The sequence below is a fragment of the Enterococcus sp. DIV1937 genome (genome assembly GCF_050535975.1).
Taxonomy (GTDB): Bacteria; Bacillota; Bacilli; order Lactobacillales; family Enterococcaceae; genus Enterococcus; species Enterococcus faecalis.
The window spans coordinates 2,262,904-2,280,503 of record NZ_CP172909.1 but is presented as its reverse complement, the minus strand read 5'-3'; the positions used below and the strand labels follow the sequence as shown (position 1 = coordinate 2,280,503).

Sequence of the window (17,600 nt, the reverse complement as noted above, 5' to 3'; positions counted from 1 at the left end):
AAAGAAGAATGTTTGCAAAGACCATCATTGATAGCGATGCATTTTTAGACATGCCGCTGTCAACTCAATCTCTTTATTTTCATTTGTCAATGCGAGCGGATGATGATGGATTTATTAATAATCCTAAGAAGATCCAACGAATGGTTGGATGTGGAGATGATGATTTAAAGCTATTAATGGCCAAAAGATTTATTTTAGTTTTTGATAGCGGGGTTATTGTTATCAAGCATTGGAAAATTCATAACTATATCCGAAATGATCGATACAAACCAACTCTATATCAAGAAGAAAAGGCTGAATTAGCTGAGAAAAATAGTAAAGCATATACCTTTAAAACCGAGATTATAGAGAGTGAAAACAATCTTGGTATACCAGATGACAACCGCATGGGATACCAAATGGATACACAGGTTAGGTTAGGTAAGGATAGGTTAGTTAAGGATAAAAAAAAGAATAGTGTTGAGCCGAGCTCAACTGTGCATGAATTATTCGAAAAAGTTTGGAAAACTTATCCAAAGAAAACCAACAAGAAAAAAGCTAGAGAACAATTTTTAAAGAAGTTCAAGACGGAAGAAGATTTAGAGTCGTTTAAAAAAGGATATAAAGACTATCTTGCGTATATTAAATTAAACGATTGGTACCATCCACAAGAATTGTTTCGTTGGATCCGTGATGATCGTTATAACGATGAATATGATTTATCTCAAACAAATAAACAGCCTGCGTATTCTAAGGCGCCAGTGAGACAAGAGCAGTTACCAAATTGGACTGGAATGCAAGAAGATGTGCCTTTATCAGCTGAAGAATTAGCTGAATTAGAACGACAAAAACAAGAATTATTAGGAGAGTGACAATATGATAAACCAAGTTGTGTTAGTTGGACGTTTAACGAAAGATATAGATTTACGCTACACCGCAAGTGGTTCTGCAGTTGGAAGCTTTACTCTTGCTGTAAACCGTAACTTTACGAATCAAAATGGTGACCGTGAAGCAGACTTTATCAACTGTGTGATTTGGCGTAAACCTGCTGAAACAATGGCTAATTATGCCCATAAAGGAACATTATTAGGAGTTGTTGGAAGAATTCAAACTCGTAATTATGACAACCAACAAGGCCAACGTGTCTATGTGACTGAAGTTGTTTGCGAAAATTTCCAATTATTAGAGTCAAAAAGCACCAACGAGAATAGAAATAGCATTCAGACTTCACAGAATAGCGGTACAGGCGTTCAAAATAATTTCGAGAGTAATTATGCCACGAATCAAAACAAAGGCTTAAATCAGCAAAATAACAGCCAACAAATGTCGTTTGGTGGAGATGTAGATCCGTTCGCAGGTGCAGGTAATTCAATCGACATTAGCGATGATGATCTGCCTTTTTAGGAGGTTAAAAAATGAACAGTGTAATTTTTGAAGATATTGCACGTATTCAAGCTGAAAAAAAGCAAAAGCGAAAAGAAATGCTTAAGTTAATGAATGAAAACCCAGATTGGTATAGACATCCAAAAAGCATGGTCTATCGTCAAATTAAAATGCTTGGTAGGGATATTGGTGAGCAAACAATGGATAAATCTAAACCAATCAGCTCAATTGATAAAGACAAGTTCACCATTCAAGAATATTTGTATTTGCAGTGGGTTGGTTATTCAGTGAATGCAATCATAGAAGCGTTAGGAATGCCTAGAAACAAATTCTGGGAATATAAAGCTGAACATTTAAATTAGATTTATAAAATGAAAGTGAGTGTTCATTTTGTTAGAGATATATTACACGCCAACATCCGCTATTATTGCGGATGCATTGGTTAGAAAATACGAAGTTGTTTCTTTAGAAACAGCTAGAAATATTGCCAAGAAATTTAAAGCTAGCTTGAAACAGAAAACGGATCTTTATGTAATTGAAAGTATTTTGATTGATGCTGGTTATAAAAATGAGCCAGTGAATTTATAGAAGGGAGTGGAGGTTTGGTCGACCACAAAGAATTCTTTACTCCTTTGAAATTATGATACAAATTTTAGAACTATTTGGTGGTATTGGTGCGCCGAGAAAAGCATTAATAAATTTAGGAATTCCGCACAAATCAATTGATTATGTTGAATGGAATGAAAAAGCAGTACGAAGTTATAACGCTATGTTTGAAAAAGAAATAAAATATCAACCGCAATCTGTTGTTGGATGGAATTTGAAGCCAGATATTTTAGTGCATGGTAGCCCTTGTCAAGATTTTTCTATTGGTGGTAAGCAATATGGCGGTAATGTTGAAGATGGAACAAGAAGTAGCCTGATGTTTGAGACACTTAAAATTATAGAAAACTTTGGTATATGGAAACCTCGAGTAGTAATTTGGGAGAATGTTCCAAATGTATTCTCAAAAAAACTAGTTGGAGCGTTCCAAAAATACTTAAGTGATATGGAAAAGCTAGGATATTTTACAACATATAAAATCTTAAATGCAATGGATTTTGGTATTCCTCAAAAACGAAAAAGAGTATTTGCTATTAGTAAATTAGATGGTGAGCCATTCAATTTTGATCTACTTAAACACAGACCGCTAAAACCACTGAGGAATTTTCTGGAAGTCACCACTGATCAAAAGTATTTGGTGACACAGCCTAGTATGTTATCAAAGATTAGAAGTAAAAGTAGCTTAGCAACTGGTTTCAGTGGCAGATTAGAAGTCGTAAAAGATTTTGTTTATACGATTACCACGAGACAAGATCGATGTCCCAATAGCGGTTTGATTGAGTATGAGAAAAACAAATATAGGATTCTAACTGAAAAAGAGTGTTGGCGGTTAATGGGGTTTGATGATGATGATTTTATCAACGCTAAAAAAGCAAACCCTGGAAAAAACGAAAAGTACAAAAATACGACACTTTATCATCAAGCAGGAAACAGTATTGTAGTCCCTGTTTTAGAAGCGATTTTTGAATGTTTATTACCAGAAAGCGAGTGAAGAAGATGATTCCAAAATTTAGAGCTTGGGAGCCAGATGTAAAATATATGAACGATCAAGTACGAGTGACGAGTAATCGATTCGGAAGTGGTGAGGTTTGGGTTGAGGCGATCGAATCTTTTGGATGGATAGAATTGAAACCAGAGCATCTTATGCAATCCATTGGATTAAAAGACAAGAACGGCGTTGAAATTTTTGAGGGTGATATTGTTCAGTATCGAGATGGAGAATATAGCTACCTAGGTATCGTGAAAAGAGACTGTTATCAATTTTTTATCGATGGAATAGAACCAGATGACAACTATGATTTTATTGATGTTTCTAATACCTTTGACGGAACTAGTTCATTAGAAATCATCGGAAATATCCATGAAAATCCAGAACTATTGGAGGGAAATTAAATGCATGAACTAATAAAAGAAATTGAACGTCAATTAGAAATGGATCGCATTGAAGAAGGAAATATGTCAGCAGAAGATGTTTTATACATCGTAAAAGGTTTTAAAAGACCATATCTAAACGAAAATCAGCAGATCGTTCTGGATTGGTTGAAAGAGGATTATTCTAAAAACAGTTATATGTCGCCTTTTGGGACAATTTACGACACAATTCGGTATCGTGAAATTAAAATCAGAATGCTATCAAAAAAAGAACAAGCGGAAGTCTTACAAGCATTTAGCCAGTGGGCCCTTGAACAGGAGGAAGCGGAATGAGTTATGAAGTAACGTATGACGAGAACGTCAGCAATAATGTGCAACAAAAAAATATTGTTGTCAATGGTAGGCATTTATACAAGGTTTATCTTGAAAAAGAAGCCTATCGTAAAAATGGGGAGACGGGTGTTAATTACACGTTAGATATTAAATGTGATGAAACTGGCGTCAATGTACAAGCGGTGTTACCACACGAGGTCCTTTATGAAATAAATAAAATGATAGGCGACAGTCTGAAATTTTAGGAGGAACAGCGATGAATAAACAAGAATTGATTGAAGAATTAGAATGCATAGAAGTTTCTACAGACAGCCTTGATTATTTGAAAGGTGCTGACTATGCCACCGAAAGAGCAATTAATTTAGCAAAACAACTAGATGAACCGATAAAAGTTTTTGTTCCGAAGTTTGTAGCTGATTGGCTTGATAAACATAAGTATTCCACTAATATAATTGATCTCTTTTCAAATGTTGAGTACGCAACTGACTCAGATGGGTTTATTGCTGAAAAATGGGAATACCGCGGAGAGCTTTACGATTGGTTGAGTGATAATTCAGATACACTGTTTACGTTGTGTGATGCAATACGATACGGCTACGAAGTAGAGAAAGAGCCACTTTATTATGTGAAATTGCCAGAAATTGGATATATGAGATTTGGTTATAGATATTTTTATTCAAAAGATGTGGAAGAAGCAAAAAAATATACTGAACAAGAAATCAAAGCAATTGATGAACGTTACTGGGATTTTGCTGTGAAAGTTGATGGTGAATAGATGAAACGCAACTGGAAAAGAGTAATAAATAAATTTAGTGGCATTGCAATAATGATTCTTGTAGCAAAAGCAACCGTGAGCCATTTCGTGTATGGAAATGACATAACAAGCAGTGACCTTGTTTATTTCCTTTCATGCTCGTTTATTTTGGGATTAGGGCTATATTTAGGAGGTTCCAGTGTATGAGTTATCCAGAAGTTTTTATCTTAGGAAGGCAAGTAGATGGCGTGTATGTTGAATACTTACATGGAGCAGAGCAATCCGATTTATTTTTCGATTATACGATAGCTCGTGATGAAAGAAATCATATGAATAAAACCAATATGAAAGATGGCGAATGGAAAATTTTGAAATACGCTAGGCTGATAACGATAGAACGAAAATAGCCCTCATAATACATGAGGGACTATTATAAAAAAATATTACTTTTGAGAGGTATCCATGTATTTTTTTGGATCTGGCGTTTCTAATTTACAATGTTTACAAACATAATCACCAGTTTTCATTCCATGAAGCACTTCTTTTTCAAATACATGTTTACACTTTTGTTGTTTGGGGGTTAAGGCGTTCATTGCTTTCACTCCTATATTAAAAAATAATTAATTTAATAACATTATACCAGAAAAAAGTTTTAGTTAATACTATTTGGAGGAGAAATATGCGAACGTCAACATTTAACTATATAAAAGACATTTTAGGAGACTATTACAAAACAGATGACTACATTCGACAACGAGAGTTGGAACTACGACATCCGTATAAAGAAACGGATATCAATGGCGATATTCAAGGAAAAGGGACTAATTCGGCTACCACTGAACGGTTAGCTATTACTATAGCTACAGATCGTCGATTATGGAATTTAGAAAGGAACCGCAATATTATCCAAAGTTGCCTAGCAGAATCGGATGAACAGACGCAGGTAATCATTGAAGAGCTTTACTTAAAAAACAGACCAACACTCACTTTATTAGGGGTAGCTCAACAGTTGTTTATCAGTAAAAACACAGCCTATCGATTAAGAAATGCTTTTTTTGAAAGAGTCGCAGAAGAATTAGGATTGTAATGGGAATTTGTTGGGAATTTTAACTGTAGTCAATATGGTAAATTAGTAGTGTGAGAAGTGTAAGGAAATCAAAAATAAATATTATCTCGTTGCTAACACTGATCACACTATCACTCGCAAACTGATACGTTCTCTTATTAGAGGGGAGGTGAAGAGCCTTCTCTTTTTTTCTATAGGTTTGCGAGTGTTTGTTTGTAGACTTGCAAATATCCATTGAAATATATTTTTTTATGTTCAATAATATAAAGAGATATTAAAATGGAGGCTAAAATTATATGATGTGTTTACAGATGTTTTATTATTGGTTATTTGCTAAAACGATAAATTATTATACGAGTCTAAATGTTTTAGGTATAACTGGAGGAAATATATTTTTTGCTAAAGACGGAACCTTTCAGTGGTCAAGTATAGCAGCGCTAGTCAGCTTTGTTGCAGCATGCTTAACATTTGTAGGAGTTTTCATCAATGTAAGCACTCAAAAGAAAATAGCACAACAACAAATAGATGCTAATTTAAAGGCAAAGGCAAGAATAGAATGGATAAATGGAGTAAGAGAAAAGTCATCTGAACTTATATCATTGTTACTATCATTGCAGAAAGAAGAAACTGCATTTCATGAACAATGGTTAAAAGTGGAAGAGACGTCTGAATTATTAAAGCTTTTCTTTAGTTCAAAGACGATTGAAGATATAGAAAAAGATATCCATGTCCAAGAGGATAATATTTTTGTGTCTGAAAAAGCCGAGGAAATTCTTTATAACGAATGTAACAACAACGGTAAGAATATATTTGTTAGAAGATATATTGAATGTTTAATAGAATTGTACGAAAATGATAAATATAAGTCCAAGGCAAAATATAGAAAATCAATTGCTAAAATTTTGAATAGAGATTTGTTTGATCAGACATCGTTGTACTTTGAAGGTGTAGATAAAATGGTAGAAGTAAAAAATAGTCCAGAAAAAACAGGAAAAGATTATCTGAATGAAGAAAAAATATTCGAATATGAGAGATTAAAAACTAGTATACCTTATAATCAAAAAAGATTAGAAAAGGTAGATCAAGAGCTACAAAAATATAGAGAAGTAATTAGTGAGTTTTCGAAAATTATTTCTTATTATTTAAAAATAGAATGGGATAAAGCTAAAGAAGGAAAATAGAATCATCGTTGTTTAACATATGGTTCATATTTTTAATGGCTAAACACCTCCCACAAAATCAAATTTAAATTGTATAATTATTAAATGTAGGAGGTGATAACATTGGATAAGGTGCTATTAAAGAGAATTCAAAATGGAGAAAATACGTCAAAAGAAGTTTTGGGTATAGATACAGATAATTATTGTTCTATTATTTCTAAGTTATATTATGATGGATATATTACGGAACCTGTAAGAGCATCGGATGATTACATTAGCTTAGCAGGTTGTGCTTTAACAGAAAAAGGTTTGGAATATATAAATAAATCTTGAATTAAGACTTCGAAAGGAGTCTTTTTATTTTGTTTAGAAAGAAGGTGAATAACATGATAAAGAATCCAAAACATCAGGTTTTTGCTGATGAATGGTTAATTGATATGAATGGTACGAGAGCATATAAGGTTGCATATCCAAATATAAAAAAAGATATCACAGCAAGAGTAAATGCAAGCAGACTGCTAACAGATGCTAACGTGAAGCAATATATCGATGAACAGCTAGAAAAGATGCAGAACGAAAGAGTTGCAGATGCACAAGAAGTCCTTGAGTATCTCACTAGCACCATGCGTGGTGAAAAAATGAAGGGTGTTTATAATACCGAAACAACTAATGATGAAGGGGAAATATTTACGCATCAGAAAAACTATGAATATACTCCTAGCACTGAGGAGAGGACTAAAGCAGCGGAATTACTTGGTAAACGTCATGCGCTGTTCACCGACAAGCAACAAATAGAAGTTACTGAAATGCCAGTGTTTGTTGATGATATCGGTGATGATGATGGTTAAGAAAAAACTATCAGAATTATTACCGAAAAAATTTCATTCGGTATGGAGAGCCACTCTTAATTCGGACATACTCAATATTGTTTGTAAGGGTGGACGTGGTTCTGGTAAATCATCAGATATCGCACATATTATTACTCAATTACTTATGAGGTATGCTGTCAATGCAGTTGGCATTCGATATGTTGATAATACATTAGAACAATCAATCTACGAGCAAATGAAGTGGGCGATTGAACAGCAAGGGGTAACGCATCTATTTAAATTTAATAAATCGCCGTTGAGAATCACATACATACCTCGTGGTAATTATATGATTTTCAGAGGTGCCCAAAATCCTGAAAGAATCAAGTCTTTAAAAGATAGTCGGTTCCCGTTTGCGATTGGCTGGATTGAGGAGTTAGGCGAGTTTAAAACTGAAGATGAAGTAACGACCATTACCAATTCACTTTTACGTGGTGAATTAGGAAATGGTCTTTTTTATAAATTCTTTTTCAGCTACAACCCGCCAAAACGTCGACAATCTTGGGTGAACAAAAAATATGAATCTAGTTTCCAACCTGAGAATACATTTGTTCATCACTCTACTTATAAAGATAATCCTTTTATTTCGAGAGAATTCTTGAAAGAAGTGGAGGCAGCAAGAGATAGAAATCCTTTGCGTGCTAGATGGGAATACGATGGTGAAGCAATCGGTTCTGGAGTAGTTCCATTCAGTAACCTAAAAGTGGAGAAAGGCTGTATAACTGATGAAATGGTTGCTAACTTTGATAATATCAGAAATGGTCTTGATTTCGGTTATGCTACCGATCCGCTAGCATTTGTTAGATGGCACTACGATAAGAAAAAGAATGGCATCTATGCTGTTGATGAAATCTATGGAGTGAAAATCAGTAATCGTGAGTTTGCCCAAAAGGCGAAAGCAAAAGGTTATCAGTCTGATCGTATTGCATCGGATTCAGCAGAACCTAAATCCATAGCAGAATTGAACAATGAACACGGAATGAGCCACGTATTTGGGGTTAAAAAAGGCCCCGACTCTGTGCAGTATGGCGAGGAATGGTTGGATGATTTGGATTTTATTTGTATCGACCCACTAAGAACTCCCAATATAGCCAAAGAGTTTGAAAACATTGATTATCAGACGGATAAAGATGGCAATCCTAAGCCAAGGCTTGAGGATAAAGATAACCACACAATCGATGCAACAAGATACGCTTTTAGCGAAGACATGGAGAAAAATAACGTAAGTTTCATTAAATTTTAGGAGGTGGAATGATTGTTTCAAAGTAATTTAACATTGAGTCGATATAAAAGACTACGAACGAAATATTCTACGCAAATAAACGAAGAGCTGTTTGATCCAAATGACTTTATAACAGAGATGAAGCCATTTTTTGATGACAGAGAGCGTAAATACAAAGCTTATACAAGTGAAGAAAATGAGATTGATAGCAGACCTAAACCAAACACGAAAATTATAAAAGTGAATAATAAACTTCACGCTGGCTTATACAACACCATTGTTGATCAAGCAGCTGATCATTTCACTGGTATCCCAGTTAAATGGGATTATGATATTACAGAACAAAGAAAGTCCTTAATTCAAAAAACAAAGGATTTATTTTTAGGTAACGTCAGCGCGAAAATTAAAACGCCTAAAGAATTCGATAGACTAGCAGAATTAGTTAAAGAAATGCGATTCGCAATGTTGGATTCGGACACGGCACGATATCAAGGCGCTTGTGGGGTGGCTTTTCGTTTGTTAGAACCCGTTAAAACTGAGGGCGAGTGGCAATTGTGGGCATGTAATGTTGAGCCGTGGAGAGCCGAAAAATATGAGAATGCAGATATTTTCATTCGAGAGAAATATGACACACACCAAAAGAAATTTTTCGAAGAAATGAAAGTTGTTACTAAGAAAAAAATCTTAACGTATAACAGATACGTGGAAACGAATTTAATGAATGCGGCTGAAACATTTAAATTGACAGCAGAAACTGATAACCCTTTAGAAACGTTCTACCTATCAGAATTTAAAAACAACACAAACCGTTATTGTGATTTTGAAGTAGCAGAGGAACTTTCTGATGCATTTGATAGAAGCCTGTCAGACCAACAAAACGAGGTAGAGCAATTTAAATTAGCGTATATGATGATTAGCGGGTCCCGTTTAGGTGAAGAAGAAGCACAGGGGATGATGGAGCAATTAGGTATTATTAACTTGCCAGATCCACAAGCTAAGGTTGGCTATGTAACGAAAGATATTAACAAAGATTTCAACGAGTATCATCTTAATCAGCTGAAAAAGCTTTATTACACAGTCACTAAGTCAATCGACTTCAACGATGAAGTATTTAAATCCAATAGCTCTGGTGAAGCTCGCAAGTGGCAAATAATAGCACTAGAAGCCAAAACAAACACGAAAGAACAGTATTTCAAAGAAGGATTAAAAGAAGTTGCAGAGACGATGGCAGCTTTTATAAAATTTAACGATAAATTAGAAGTAGATGTTTCTAAAATTGTGTTTACATTTAGTCGTAGTTTACCAACTGATATTGGATATCTTGCTGAGGCGTTGCCTAAATTAGCACCTTATGTATCAAAACGTACTATCATTAATCAAATTCCATTCGTTAAAGATCCAGATTACGAGGCGGACATGATGAATTTAGAACAAGGGCAAAACTATCCAAGTGGGGAATACGGCAAGCTAGGCGGTGCGGATAATGACGAAGAAGAAAACAACGGCTAGTGAACGTTATTGGGAAAAACGCCGAGAATTAGAAGACAAAGCACGTTTGAAACTAGAGAAGAAAACTCTTAGTGAGCTAAAAACTGTTTTTGAACGTGCTTTAGTTAAAATTCAACGACAGCTATTGTCACAAGCGGATTTACATGACATCACACAAAGTGAAATGCTAGAAGACTTTAGCAAACGAGACCAAGAAAAGTACCGCAAGTATATCGAAAAAAACTATGAAAAGTTGATGGAATCAGATGAAGCTTATAAGCAATTCATTGATGAATATTTTCCGTCCTATGACTATGCGAAAGTTAATCGTTTGTTACAATTACGAGCAGATATCTTTTCAACGCTAGCTGATGAAGCAATCGCAAGCGACGTTAACGGTAAATTTAATAACGACTTAGAAAACATTACAAAACGAATCTACAATTCTAATTCTAATGCGTTGATGCAATTATTAGGCGGCTCAGCACCTGGATTAACTAAGAATGAACTAGAAAACATCATGAACTATCCGTGGAGCGGAAAAACATTTTCATCTCGCTTGTGGGGCAATATATCAACTCTAGAGCAACGTTTGAGCAATTCCATTATTAATTCATTGGCAAGTGGTGGAGGGGTTGTGGAAGCTCTTAATACGATGAAGAACGATGGTGTTATTAGCGGCATGTTTAAGTTAGAGCAGGGAAAGTTTAATCGATCGATTGAAAATCTTGTTAGAACGGAATATTCCCATTTTGCTGTAGAGGGCATTAGAGAATCATTTAGAGGGGCTAACGTTAAAGAATCAGAAAGTTGGTCTGCAGAAGATGAACGAGTTTGTTCCATTTGTGGCGGATTTCATGGCCAATTAATTAAGAATGAACATCCTCCCTACCACACGTTGTGCAGATGCACAGAAATACCAAGAATTCCAGAAATAAGCGATGATATTGACGCTTTGTATGAAGAAATGTTCGGTAATCTGTTAGACGAATTCGCAAGTGATCAGTGGGGTGTTAAGTTGAATCATCCGAAAGTGTCTATAAAAACTAGTATCTTTGATAAAACAAATATGGCAAAATCAATTGGTGAAGAGAACTATTTGAAGTTTATAGAAAGTTTAGATTCTATAGATAATACTCAAATTAAAGAACTGCTAAATTGTTTAGGGAATCGCTTCAATTTTAAAGACATTTCAGAATCAAAAAGCTTTGTTAATGGTAATGATATACAATTATCAAAAGAAGCGTTTGACGGCACTAAAAATAAAACTCAAATGCAAGTAGTATTTCATGAACTGGGTCATGCTATAGATAATATCGGTGTGGAAATGTTAGACAGTGATTTTGATCGCATATCTGTAATGCCAGAATATAAATTAAAAAATGCAATAAAAAAAGATTTATTAAACGTTTTCAATAATGATTTAAAAGAAGCAAATGGAGATAATTATCAACAAGTCAAAAATCTAAAAAAACTTTCTGTTTTTGATCAAAGTGCTATAGTTAGAAAATATAAGAAACTATCTGAAATATCTCCGAAAGCATACTCTGCATTGTCAGATATGATGGAATCCACAGGTGGTTTTATAGATCACCCGTTAGGATTTGGGCACGGAACTAAATACTGGAAAGCATATGGAATGCAAGAAACAGAATTTTTTGCTCATATGACTGAAACCGTTGTTAACAAAGAAGCTAAAAAAATGATGTACGAAGTATTTCCAACAGCATCGAAAATATGGGAAAATATGTTAGATGACATCTTAAAGGCGGTGAAATAAATGTTCAGTTGCGAAGATGGTGCATGGCCTATTATTGATGCTGCGATTAAAAAGTATGAACAACATTTTCATGATGAGTTTCCAATATATGAATATATCGATGTAACAAAGAGTGATGACTTCGATTTTTCTATTCAAGGTGCTAAAAAATTAGCGATACTCATTGATAAGCATATTAAAGAAAATAAATTGGTCCACGTCCCGTCAGATTACCATAGCAGACTTTACTAAGCACTTAAAGGATAACTTTGAGTGCTATTTTTATACCCTAAATTGGAGGTGAGATCATGAAAGGTTTATTCGAAGCAGTATTAAATCTAGAAGTTACCAATGGTACAGAAAAAGCCTATAAAAAAGCTTTTGAAGAAGAAAACGAACGATATTTGACCAAGCACACTTTGAGAGACGGCAACGGTAATATCGTCAAAGATGAGCTTGAAACAGTTTGGGGTGGTAATTATTGTCACGTTGATATTTTATATTCGTTACCAGGTAAAAAAAGTAAATTAACTATTTCGATTGTGTCTAGGACTCTACAAAATGTAAAAGATGCTGTCACTGATTATCAAATGCTAGGCGCTGAACTGGTCCATAAGAATTGGGAGTGATTAGATGGATCCCTATGATTACTTAGATGCAGATTATGAAGAGCATTTACTAAGAGAAGAAGAGCAATTAAAGCCTAACAAAAGTTAGGCTTTTTATCTTGTCCGAAATGACGTTAAACTAGCGCAATGCTGGGCTTGATTGAATGGTGGGGCGCAATAAATAAATCTAAAGCAATGCGGGGCGTGCAAACGAATCGCGGGGCGAAAGGAGAAACAAAATGAAAACAAAAAAATTATTACCAATGAATTTGCAGATGTTTGCTGATGGTGGGGGAAATGAACCAGAGTTCACTATTGATGATTTTAAAGCATTTGTCGAATCGAATGAAGATGCACAGAAATTCATTCAATCTCAATCACAAAGTGCTGCAGACAAACAATTAGAAGCTTGGAAACAGAATAACCTTGATAAGCTAAAACAGGAAGCTGTGAAGCAATATGAAGAAGCTAAAAAGAACAAAACACCAGAACAGCTAGAACTTGAGAAATTAAAAGCTGAGTTTGAAGCAGAGAAAGCTAAGAGCCGTTCGAACGAAAATAAAGCTTTTGTTGCTGAACAAATTGCAGGATTAGAGCTTGATAAAGAGTTGAAAGATTCAGTTTCCCAGTTCATGTTGAACACTTTAGTTAGTTCAGATACAGAATTCACACAGAAAGCTGTAGAAGCGTTCACAGGCGTTTTAGGAACAATCAACGAGAAGCATGCAGAAGCCATCAAAAACATGGAAATGGGTAAAGCTTTTGGTAATAAGCTGCAACAAACTAATGCGGCTAATGGTAATCAGTCAACGCAACCGATTGAAAATCCTAAAGAAGCATTAGGGCAAAAATTACAAGCATTTAATTAGGAGGAATTTATAAATGAAAAAAACTACACTTAATAACCTTGAATATTTAGACATTTCACAAGAAATCAATGCGTTACAACGTCCGTCAACACCTTTTTTAAGCTGGCTATTAGGAGCTGGTAAAACTAGTCCAGCAACTTCTACGGAGATCAAATGGCGTGAATCAGAACTTGATGGAGAAGATTCATCTGCGCAATTAGAAGGTGGAGACTATACAGATGCAGATTCAGGGCGTAAATGGTTCAATAACTACACTGAAATTTTCCGTAAATCTACTTCTGTTTCAGGTACATTAGATGCTATCAATGTAAATGGGGTAGGTAGTGAATTAGCTAATCAAGTATCTCAACGTGCATTAGAAATGAAGTTAGATTTGAACAAAAAGCTATTAATTGGTGTAAAAGCTAATGAAAATGGTACTAAAGGTCGTCAAATGGCTGGTGTAATTAACTTAATCAACTCTGATAACTTAGTTAAAACGTCTGCAGCTGATGCAGTAACACGTAAAGATGTGGATAAAATGTTTAAAACTATGTTTGACAAAGGTTATGCAGGAGAAAAACTATGTCTGGTTTCGACTGATATGGTTGATTTAATGACCGATGAAGTTGATAAAGCGGGCACTAAAGTGTTTAACTTTGGAGATCAAGTAGCTTTTGGATTGCAGCTAGGGAAAATTGTTTCAAATTATGGATCAGGTACAGCTTTAATTGAGCCGTCACTGCCAAGTGGAACAATGATTGCGTTAGATACAAACTATGTGGAGCTACGTCCGTTACGTGAATGGCGCGCAGAGGAATTAGCTAAAACAACTGATTCAAAACGTATTGGTTTAGTTGGTGAATACACGATTGAATACAACGCTTCAAATTCAGGGGCAATCTTAAACCTTGCAACTGCAGCCCCGGGTGAATAATTAAAAAGTAAAGGAGAATAATTATGGTTAAAAAGTCAGAGGTCAAAGAAGAAGCAATCGAAGAGACAAAAGAAGTAACTGAAGAAGTGAAACCTGCAACAAAAACATTCAAAGTTTTAAAAAATAAAAATTTCGTTGGTTTTGTTCATCCTGAAACACGTAAATTTATTACAGCAGTTGACGGAAAAATCGAAGTGAGTGTTTCTGATAAAAAAGCTATTACAATTTTAGAAGAAGCTGCAGATTTAACAGAAATTTAGGTGATTATATGACAGACGAACAAAAAAAAGTAATTATAGAAAAAGTTTCAAAAATGCTACCTAATGTTTCAAAAGAGCGTATTTCGTCTGTCTTAGACCTAGTTCTTTTGGAAATCGGATCTTACAATACATGTAAGATTGAAATTGATTGGGATTTACTTACCTCGCTTGTAATTGAAATTCTATATCAGTCACTTAAAAGTGAAACGGAACAAGCTGTAACTAGCATTAAGCGCGGTGATACATCTATTAGCTATGCAACTACGCAGCAGAGTATAACAGCGTTGCTTGGCAATTACAGCGACACTATTAAACGTTTAATTGGCTGTGATAGTGGGGTGTTTTTCTATTGAATGAAGCGGATATTTTGGCAATGACCTATCTTGACACTTGTGTCATTGAAAGAATGAACGATATTGAAAATTCTGAAACAGGCATCACTGAGCAAGGGTATTCACCGATCCACGGAGGTAAATTAAAGTGTGCTCTTTCCCAAAGTGGACTGGGTAGCGCTGGAAGCTTACCAGTTGTTGAAAACAAAGGAACCTTTAATATCACTTACGAAGATCAAAAATTGTTTTTAATGCCTGATGTAGATGTGAAAAAGGCCGACAGAATCACTGTCATTCAAAGTACAGGTCAAAAGCATATTTTATTTGCAAAGAAACCCTTTAACTATCCAAGTCACATCGAAGTGACATTGACAGGAAGTGCAATCGATGAGTAAAAGTGATTTTAGAATGACCTCGAATGCTGACAAAGTTATTGCTAATTTAAAGAAAATGACACCAATTGCTGAAAAAGAAGGTATTGCGATGGTCAATGATTCCTTAGCGAAGATTTATCAGTTAATTGTACCTATTACGCCGATTAAAACAGGTGATTTAAGACGTGGATACAGAATCATTAAAGCTAGAAAAACATCAAGTGGTAGAATTGTTGGCGCCTTAATTAACAATGAAAAATATTTTAAATATGTAAACGATGGGCACCGAACTAAGAATGGTGGATTTGTTAAAGGCCGATTCATGTTACAAAAGTCTTATAAATTAGCTCATGCAACTTATATTCCAAAACGGTTTAAACAAATGGCGATTGTCATTGCTAAGAAAGGATAGAGTATGTACGATAAAATTTTAAAAATGCTTACTAGCAAAATAAAACAGTTCTCGGATGCACCTATCTATCTTGATGATGTGATGCAATCGTCAGAACCGTTTTATTTTGTTTTAAGCGTAGAAGAAAGCATGACTGATAATGTTGGCCAAAACGTTCAGAATAAAGCATATAACGTTGATATTGCGTTAGTTGATAGCAAGAAAAATAAACAATTAGTAACAAGCCTAACAGAAAACTGTGGGGCTTTTTTTAATGTTTTGAATTTAGATGAAAATGAACTATTTTCAGAAGATTATCAGACATTTAAAACAGATGGAATTCAACATGTTAATTTTAATGTTGCTTTTCCTCAATTAATCGAATGGAGTGAAGAATAGATGGCAGTTAAAAAAAATGTAAGTGTCATTTCTGTGGAGAAACCAACCTGGTTCCCACTAACAGATGACACAGGTACTTTCCCAATCTACGGAGAGCCAACAACAATCGGGACTGCAGTAAGTATTAAACCAGATGTTACAACAGAAACAACGCCTGACTATGGCGATAGTGTAGTTCAAGATCAGTACGTTGCATTTGGTGGTGCAGAAGTTACTTTGGAAACAAATGGATACCAGAATGAAGTTTTAGCTGAAATTACGGGTGGTGAAAAATTGAAAGGCGGTGTTTTACGATCCGCAGATGATATTGCACCAGATGGAGCATTTGCTTATCGCCGTCGTAAATCAAATGGTAAATATCGCTACACAATTTTTTATAAAGGCAAATTTGCATTGACTTCTGATGAATCATCAACTCTAGAAGGTAGTTCAGTATCTTACACTCATCCAGAGTGGACAGGTTCATTTGTTGATGTTCCTGGTGTCGGATACATGTATTCAGTCGATGAAGACGATGAAGGTGTTGACTTAGATATGATCAAAAATTGGTTTACTACGGTTACTAATCCACGTGAAGAGTCTACAAATCCTGTCAGTGGTGTAACTTTAGATAAAACGGAATTAGTTCTAACGGTTGGTGAAACTGCAACTCTAACGCCAACAATTACACCTGAAAACGCAACAAACAAAAACTATTCATTCAAATCAAATGATACTTCAATTGCAACAGTAACACCTGTGCAAGGAAAAGTTACAGCAGTAACAGCAGGAACCACAACTGTTGTTGTCACTACTGAAGATGGCAACCATACAGCTGAATGCAGCGTAACAGTTAATGCATAATAAAATTTAAGGACGGCCAAGTGTCGTCCTATTTATATGGAGGAATAAAAAAATGGCAAGCAAATTACAAACGACAATTAAACTTTACTTGAAAGATGAAGAAGGCAATTTCACCACTAAACAATTTAAATCCGCTGAAATGTTACCAGGATCTGTTATGGAAGATGCGACAGAATTACAAGTAGAACTAGAAGAAATCGTTAAAACAAACGACATGGAGGAAATTCGGCCTGTTTTGCGTAAATGTTATGACTTTATCGCAAAAGTTATTTTTGAAGGTCAATTTACGGGTCAAGAATTTCTAGACGGAATGGATGCACGTGAAATCTTAAAAATTACGGGTCAACTATTAGGGTCTGTCTCTAGCGGTTATGATGCCGTTTATTCTGACCAGAAAAAAAAGTAACAGATCTCCTTTATCATCCTCATTTTAAATTTAGTCCACAGTACCGAGAAGCAGAATTAAAAATTGCGTTGCTTGAAAATGGCTGGACACTAAACGAAATTGAGAATACAGACTTGAACGAACTTATGAAGCTTTATGCGTTCAGAGATGCTGTTAAAGAATTTGAAGAGCTTAAATTCCTTGATGAACACACAATGTTCTAAGAAGGGAGGGGG

29 protein-coding genes are annotated in these 17,600 nt (G+C 35.0%); 28 read left to right on the top strand and 1 reads right to left on the bottom strand.

Translation table 11 applies throughout. The annotated features are described in order from the left end of the window. Positions 1–8 precede the first annotated feature (8 nt). The 10 genes from IGL13_RS10950 to IGL13_RS10905 all read left to right on the top strand — a co-directional run bounded on the left by IGL13_RS10950 (position 9) and on the right by IGL13_RS10905 (position 4,830). Complete coding sequence (locus IGL13_RS10950) at positions 9–851, top strand: DNA replication protein (RefSeq protein WP_430604646.1); 843 nt, start codon at positions 9–11, stop codon at positions 849–851. A gap of 4 nt (positions 852–855) precedes the next feature. Beyond that, on the top strand, positions 856–1,383 hold the full coding sequence (gene ssb, locus IGL13_RS10945; RefSeq protein WP_430604604.1) for a single-stranded DNA-binding protein: 528 nt from the start codon (positions 856–858) through the stop codon (positions 1,381–1,383). An 11-nt stretch (positions 1,384–1,394) separates the two neighbouring features. Beyond that, a complete protein-coding gene (locus IGL13_RS10940; RefSeq protein WP_033600926.1) occupies positions 1,395–1,724 on the top strand; it encodes a hypothetical protein in 330 nt (109 codons plus the stop codon). 19 nt (positions 1,725–1,743) lie between these two features. After that, positions 1,744–1,950 (top strand): hypothetical protein, encoded by a 207-nt coding sequence (locus IGL13_RS10935; RefSeq protein ID WP_430604603.1) that lies wholly within the window; start codon positions 1,744–1,746, stop codon positions 1,948–1,950. 52 nt (positions 1,951–2,002) lie between these two features. After that, the gene (locus IGL13_RS10930; protein ID WP_430604602.1) at positions 2,003–2,956 is read left to right on the top strand and encodes a DNA cytosine methyltransferase; all 954 of its coding nucleotides are present in this window, start codon (positions 2,003–2,005) and stop codon (positions 2,954–2,956) included. Between the two features lie 5 nt (positions 2,957–2,961). Beyond that, on the top strand, positions 2,962–3,357 hold the full coding sequence (locus IGL13_RS10925; protein WP_430604601.1) for a YopX family protein: 396 nt from the start codon (positions 2,962–2,964) through the stop codon (positions 3,355–3,357). Beyond that, the gene (locus IGL13_RS10920) at positions 3,358–3,669 is read left to right on the top strand and encodes a hypothetical protein (RefSeq protein ID WP_430604600.1); all 312 of its coding nucleotides are present in this window, start codon (positions 3,358–3,360) and stop codon (positions 3,667–3,669) included. After that, a complete protein-coding gene (locus tag IGL13_RS10915) occupies positions 3,666–3,914 on the top strand; it encodes a hypothetical protein (protein ID WP_126268790.1) in 249 nt (82 codons plus the stop codon). The genes IGL13_RS10920 and IGL13_RS10915 overlap by 4 nt, the downstream gene beginning before the upstream one ends. 11 nt (positions 3,915–3,925) lie before the next feature. After that, entirely contained in the window at positions 3,926–4,444 is a 519-nt protein-coding gene (locus tag IGL13_RS10910) for a DUF1642 domain-containing protein (RefSeq protein ID WP_126268791.1), read from the top strand. Positions 4,445–4,626: 182 nt separating this feature from the next. Further along, on the top strand, positions 4,627–4,830 hold the full coding sequence (locus IGL13_RS10905; protein WP_430604599.1) for a hypothetical protein: 204 nt from the start codon (positions 4,627–4,629) through the stop codon (positions 4,828–4,830). A gap of 36 nt (positions 4,831–4,866) precedes the next feature. Here IGL13_RS10905 and IGL13_RS10900 read toward each other — a convergent pair whose 3' ends face one another. After that, positions 4,867–5,016, bottom strand: coding sequence for a hypothetical protein (locus IGL13_RS10900; protein WP_164549970.1), 150 nt, complete (start codon positions 5,014–5,016; stop codon positions 4,867–4,869). A gap of 86 nt (positions 5,017–5,102) precedes the next feature. Here IGL13_RS10900 and IGL13_RS10895 point away from each other — a divergent pair, with 86 nt between their 5' ends. From IGL13_RS10895 to gpG, 18 genes are all read left to right on the top strand, one after another. After that, positions 5,103–5,510 (top strand): transcriptional regulator, encoded by a 408-nt coding sequence (locus IGL13_RS10895; RefSeq protein ID WP_002364505.1) that lies wholly within the window; start codon positions 5,103–5,105, stop codon positions 5,508–5,510. Positions 5,511–5,785: 275 nt separating this feature from the next. After that, a complete protein-coding gene (locus tag IGL13_RS10890) occupies positions 5,786–6,670 on the top strand; it encodes a hypothetical protein (RefSeq protein WP_430604598.1) in 885 nt (294 codons plus the stop codon). Between the two features lie 93 nt (positions 6,671–6,763). Beyond that, positions 6,764–6,982 carry a hypothetical protein gene (locus tag IGL13_RS10885; protein WP_104859439.1) on the top strand — a complete coding sequence of 73 codons (219 nt, stop codon included), beginning with the start codon at positions 6,764–6,766 and terminating at the stop codon, positions 6,980–6,982. A 53-nt stretch (positions 6,983–7,035) separates the two neighbouring features. Further along, on the top strand, positions 7,036–7,497 hold the full coding sequence (locus IGL13_RS10880; RefSeq protein WP_430604597.1) for a terminase small subunit: 462 nt from the start codon (positions 7,036–7,038) through the stop codon (positions 7,495–7,497). Beyond that, the gene (locus tag IGL13_RS10875) at positions 7,487–8,761 is read left to right on the top strand and encodes a PBSX family phage terminase large subunit (RefSeq protein WP_267569773.1); all 1,275 of its coding nucleotides are present in this window, start codon (positions 7,487–7,489) and stop codon (positions 8,759–8,761) included. Before IGL13_RS10880 ends, IGL13_RS10875 begins: the two co-directional genes overlap by 11 nt. Before the next feature lie 12 nt (positions 8,762–8,773). Beyond that, positions 8,774–10,249: a phage portal protein gene (locus IGL13_RS10870; RefSeq protein ID WP_430604596.1), complete on the top strand. Its 1,476-nt coding sequence runs from the start codon at positions 8,774–8,776 to the stop codon at positions 10,247–10,249. Then, a complete protein-coding gene (locus tag IGL13_RS10865) occupies positions 10,224–12,008 on the top strand; it encodes a head protein (RefSeq protein ID WP_311051416.1) in 1,785 nt (594 codons plus the stop codon). Before IGL13_RS10870 ends, IGL13_RS10865 begins: the two co-directional genes overlap by 26 nt. Further along, positions 12,009–12,239, top strand: coding sequence for a hypothetical protein (locus tag IGL13_RS10860; protein WP_010708925.1), 231 nt, complete (start codon positions 12,009–12,011; stop codon positions 12,237–12,239). A gap of 56 nt (positions 12,240–12,295) precedes the next feature. Beyond that, on the top strand, positions 12,296–12,616 hold the full coding sequence (locus tag IGL13_RS10855; RefSeq protein WP_105194825.1) for a hypothetical protein: 321 nt from the start codon (positions 12,296–12,298) through the stop codon (positions 12,614–12,616). Between the two features lie 218 nt (positions 12,617–12,834). Next, complete coding sequence (locus tag IGL13_RS10850) at positions 12,835–13,464, top strand: capsid assembly scaffolding protein Gp46 family protein (protein WP_010716907.1); 630 nt, start codon at positions 12,835–12,837, stop codon at positions 13,462–13,464. A 13-nt stretch (positions 13,465–13,477) separates the two neighbouring features. Continuing rightward, a complete protein-coding gene (locus IGL13_RS10845) occupies positions 13,478–14,380 on the top strand; it encodes an SU10 major capsid protein (RefSeq protein WP_104670709.1) in 903 nt (300 codons plus the stop codon). A 23-nt stretch (positions 14,381–14,403) separates the two neighbouring features. Continuing rightward, complete coding sequence (locus IGL13_RS10840; protein ID WP_430604595.1) at positions 14,404–14,640, top strand: hypothetical protein; 237 nt, start codon at positions 14,404–14,406, stop codon at positions 14,638–14,640. An 8-nt stretch (positions 14,641–14,648) separates the two neighbouring features. Next, positions 14,649–14,993, top strand: coding sequence for a hypothetical protein (locus IGL13_RS10835; RefSeq protein ID WP_002395886.1), 345 nt, complete (start codon positions 14,649–14,651; stop codon positions 14,991–14,993). Then, on the top strand, positions 14,990–15,367 hold the full coding sequence (locus tag IGL13_RS10830) for a hypothetical protein (RefSeq protein ID WP_002404932.1): 378 nt from the start codon (positions 14,990–14,992) through the stop codon (positions 15,365–15,367). Before IGL13_RS10835 ends, IGL13_RS10830 begins: the two co-directional genes overlap by 4 nt. After that, positions 15,360–15,758 (top strand): HK97 gp10 family phage protein, encoded by a 399-nt coding sequence (locus IGL13_RS10825; RefSeq protein WP_002402415.1) that lies wholly within the window; start codon positions 15,360–15,362, stop codon positions 15,756–15,758. Before IGL13_RS10830 ends, IGL13_RS10825 begins: the two co-directional genes overlap by 8 nt. A 3-nt stretch (positions 15,759–15,761) precedes the next feature. Then, a complete protein-coding gene (locus IGL13_RS10820; RefSeq protein ID WP_010712243.1) occupies positions 15,762–16,136 on the top strand; it encodes a phage tail terminator family protein in 375 nt (124 codons plus the stop codon). Further along, a complete protein-coding gene (locus tag IGL13_RS10815; RefSeq protein WP_430604594.1) occupies positions 16,137–16,979 on the top strand; it encodes a major tail protein in 843 nt (280 codons plus the stop codon). 52 nt (positions 16,980–17,031) lie between these two features. Further along, on the top strand, positions 17,032–17,385 hold the full coding sequence (gpG, locus tag IGL13_RS10810) for a phage tail assembly chaperone G (RefSeq protein WP_002364485.1): 354 nt from the start codon (positions 17,032–17,034) through the stop codon (positions 17,383–17,385). The last annotated feature ends 215 nt before the right edge of the window (positions 17,386–17,600 follow it).

What these genes read in the sequence shown, in the direction of transcription:
- IGL13_RS10865 (WP_311051416.1), top strand. Translation starts at nt 10,224, where the DNA reads ATGACGAAGAAGAAAACAACGGCTAGTGAACGTTATTGGGAAAAACGC.
- IGL13_RS10880 (WP_430604597.1), top strand. Translation starts at nt 7,036, where the DNA reads ATGATAAAGAATCCAAAACATCAGGTTTTTGCTGATGAATGGTTAATT.
- IGL13_RS10850 (WP_010716907.1), top strand. Translation starts at nt 12,835, where the DNA reads ATGAAAACAAAAAAATTATTACCAATGAATTTGCAGATGTTTGCTGAT.
- IGL13_RS10820 (WP_010712243.1), top strand. Translation starts at nt 15,762, where the DNA reads ATGTACGATAAAATTTTAAAAATGCTTACTAGCAAAATAAAACAGTTC.
- IGL13_RS10950 (WP_430604646.1), top strand. Translation starts at nt 9, where the DNA reads ATGTTTGCAAAGACCATCATTGATAGCGATGCATTTTTAGACATGCCG.
- IGL13_RS10815 (WP_430604594.1), top strand. Translation starts at nt 16,137, where the DNA reads ATGGCAGTTAAAAAAAATGTAAGTGTCATTTCTGTGGAGAAACCAACC.
- IGL13_RS10910 (WP_126268791.1), top strand. Translation starts at nt 3,926, where the DNA reads ATGAATAAACAAGAATTGATTGAAGAATTAGAATGCATAGAAGTTTCT.
- IGL13_RS10890 (WP_430604598.1), top strand. Translation starts at nt 5,786, where the DNA reads ATGATGTGTTTACAGATGTTTTATTATTGGTTATTTGCTAAAACGATA.
- IGL13_RS10925 (WP_430604601.1), top strand. Translation starts at nt 2,962, where the DNA reads ATGATTCCAAAATTTAGAGCTTGGGAGCCAGATGTAAAATATATGAAC.
- IGL13_RS10825 (WP_002402415.1), top strand. Translation starts at nt 15,360, where the DNA reads ATGAGTAAAAGTGATTTTAGAATGACCTCGAATGCTGACAAAGTTATT.
- IGL13_RS10835 (WP_002395886.1), top strand. Translation starts at nt 14,649, where the DNA reads ATGACAGACGAACAAAAAAAAGTAATTATAGAAAAAGTTTCAAAAATG.
- IGL13_RS10915 (WP_126268790.1), top strand. Translation starts at nt 3,666, where the DNA reads ATGAGTTATGAAGTAACGTATGACGAGAACGTCAGCAATAATGTGCAA.
- IGL13_RS10860 (WP_010708925.1), top strand. Translation starts at nt 12,009, where the DNA reads ATGTTCAGTTGCGAAGATGGTGCATGGCCTATTATTGATGCTGCGATT.
- ssb (WP_430604604.1), top strand. Translation starts at nt 856, where the DNA reads ATGATAAACCAAGTTGTGTTAGTTGGACGTTTAACGAAAGATATAGAT.
- IGL13_RS10895 (WP_002364505.1), top strand. Translation starts at nt 5,103, where the DNA reads ATGCGAACGTCAACATTTAACTATATAAAAGACATTTTAGGAGACTAT.
- IGL13_RS10920 (WP_430604600.1), top strand. Translation starts at nt 3,358, where the DNA reads ATGCATGAACTAATAAAAGAAATTGAACGTCAATTAGAAATGGATCGC.
- IGL13_RS10905 (WP_430604599.1), top strand. Translation starts at nt 4,627, where the DNA reads ATGAGTTATCCAGAAGTTTTTATCTTAGGAAGGCAAGTAGATGGCGTG.
- gpG (WP_002364485.1), top strand. Translation starts at nt 17,032, where the DNA reads ATGGCAAGCAAATTACAAACGACAATTAAACTTTACTTGAAAGATGAA.
- IGL13_RS10845 (WP_104670709.1), top strand. Translation starts at nt 13,478, where the DNA reads ATGAAAAAAACTACACTTAATAACCTTGAATATTTAGACATTTCACAA.
- IGL13_RS10900 (WP_164549970.1), bottom strand. Translation starts at nt 5,016, where the DNA reads ATGAACGCCTTAACCCCCAAACAACAAAAGTGTAAACATGTATTTGAA.
- IGL13_RS10875 (WP_267569773.1), top strand. Translation starts at nt 7,487, where the DNA reads ATGATGGTTAAGAAAAAACTATCAGAATTATTACCGAAAAAATTTCAT.
- IGL13_RS10930 (WP_430604602.1), top strand. Translation starts at nt 2,003, where the DNA reads ATGATACAAATTTTAGAACTATTTGGTGGTATTGGTGCGCCGAGAAAA.
- IGL13_RS10855 (WP_105194825.1), top strand. Translation starts at nt 12,296, where the DNA reads ATGAAAGGTTTATTCGAAGCAGTATTAAATCTAGAAGTTACCAATGGT.
- IGL13_RS10840 (WP_430604595.1), top strand. Translation starts at nt 14,404, where the DNA reads ATGGTTAAAAAGTCAGAGGTCAAAGAAGAAGCAATCGAAGAGACAAAA.
- IGL13_RS10940 (WP_033600926.1), top strand. Translation starts at nt 1,395, where the DNA reads ATGAACAGTGTAATTTTTGAAGATATTGCACGTATTCAAGCTGAAAAA.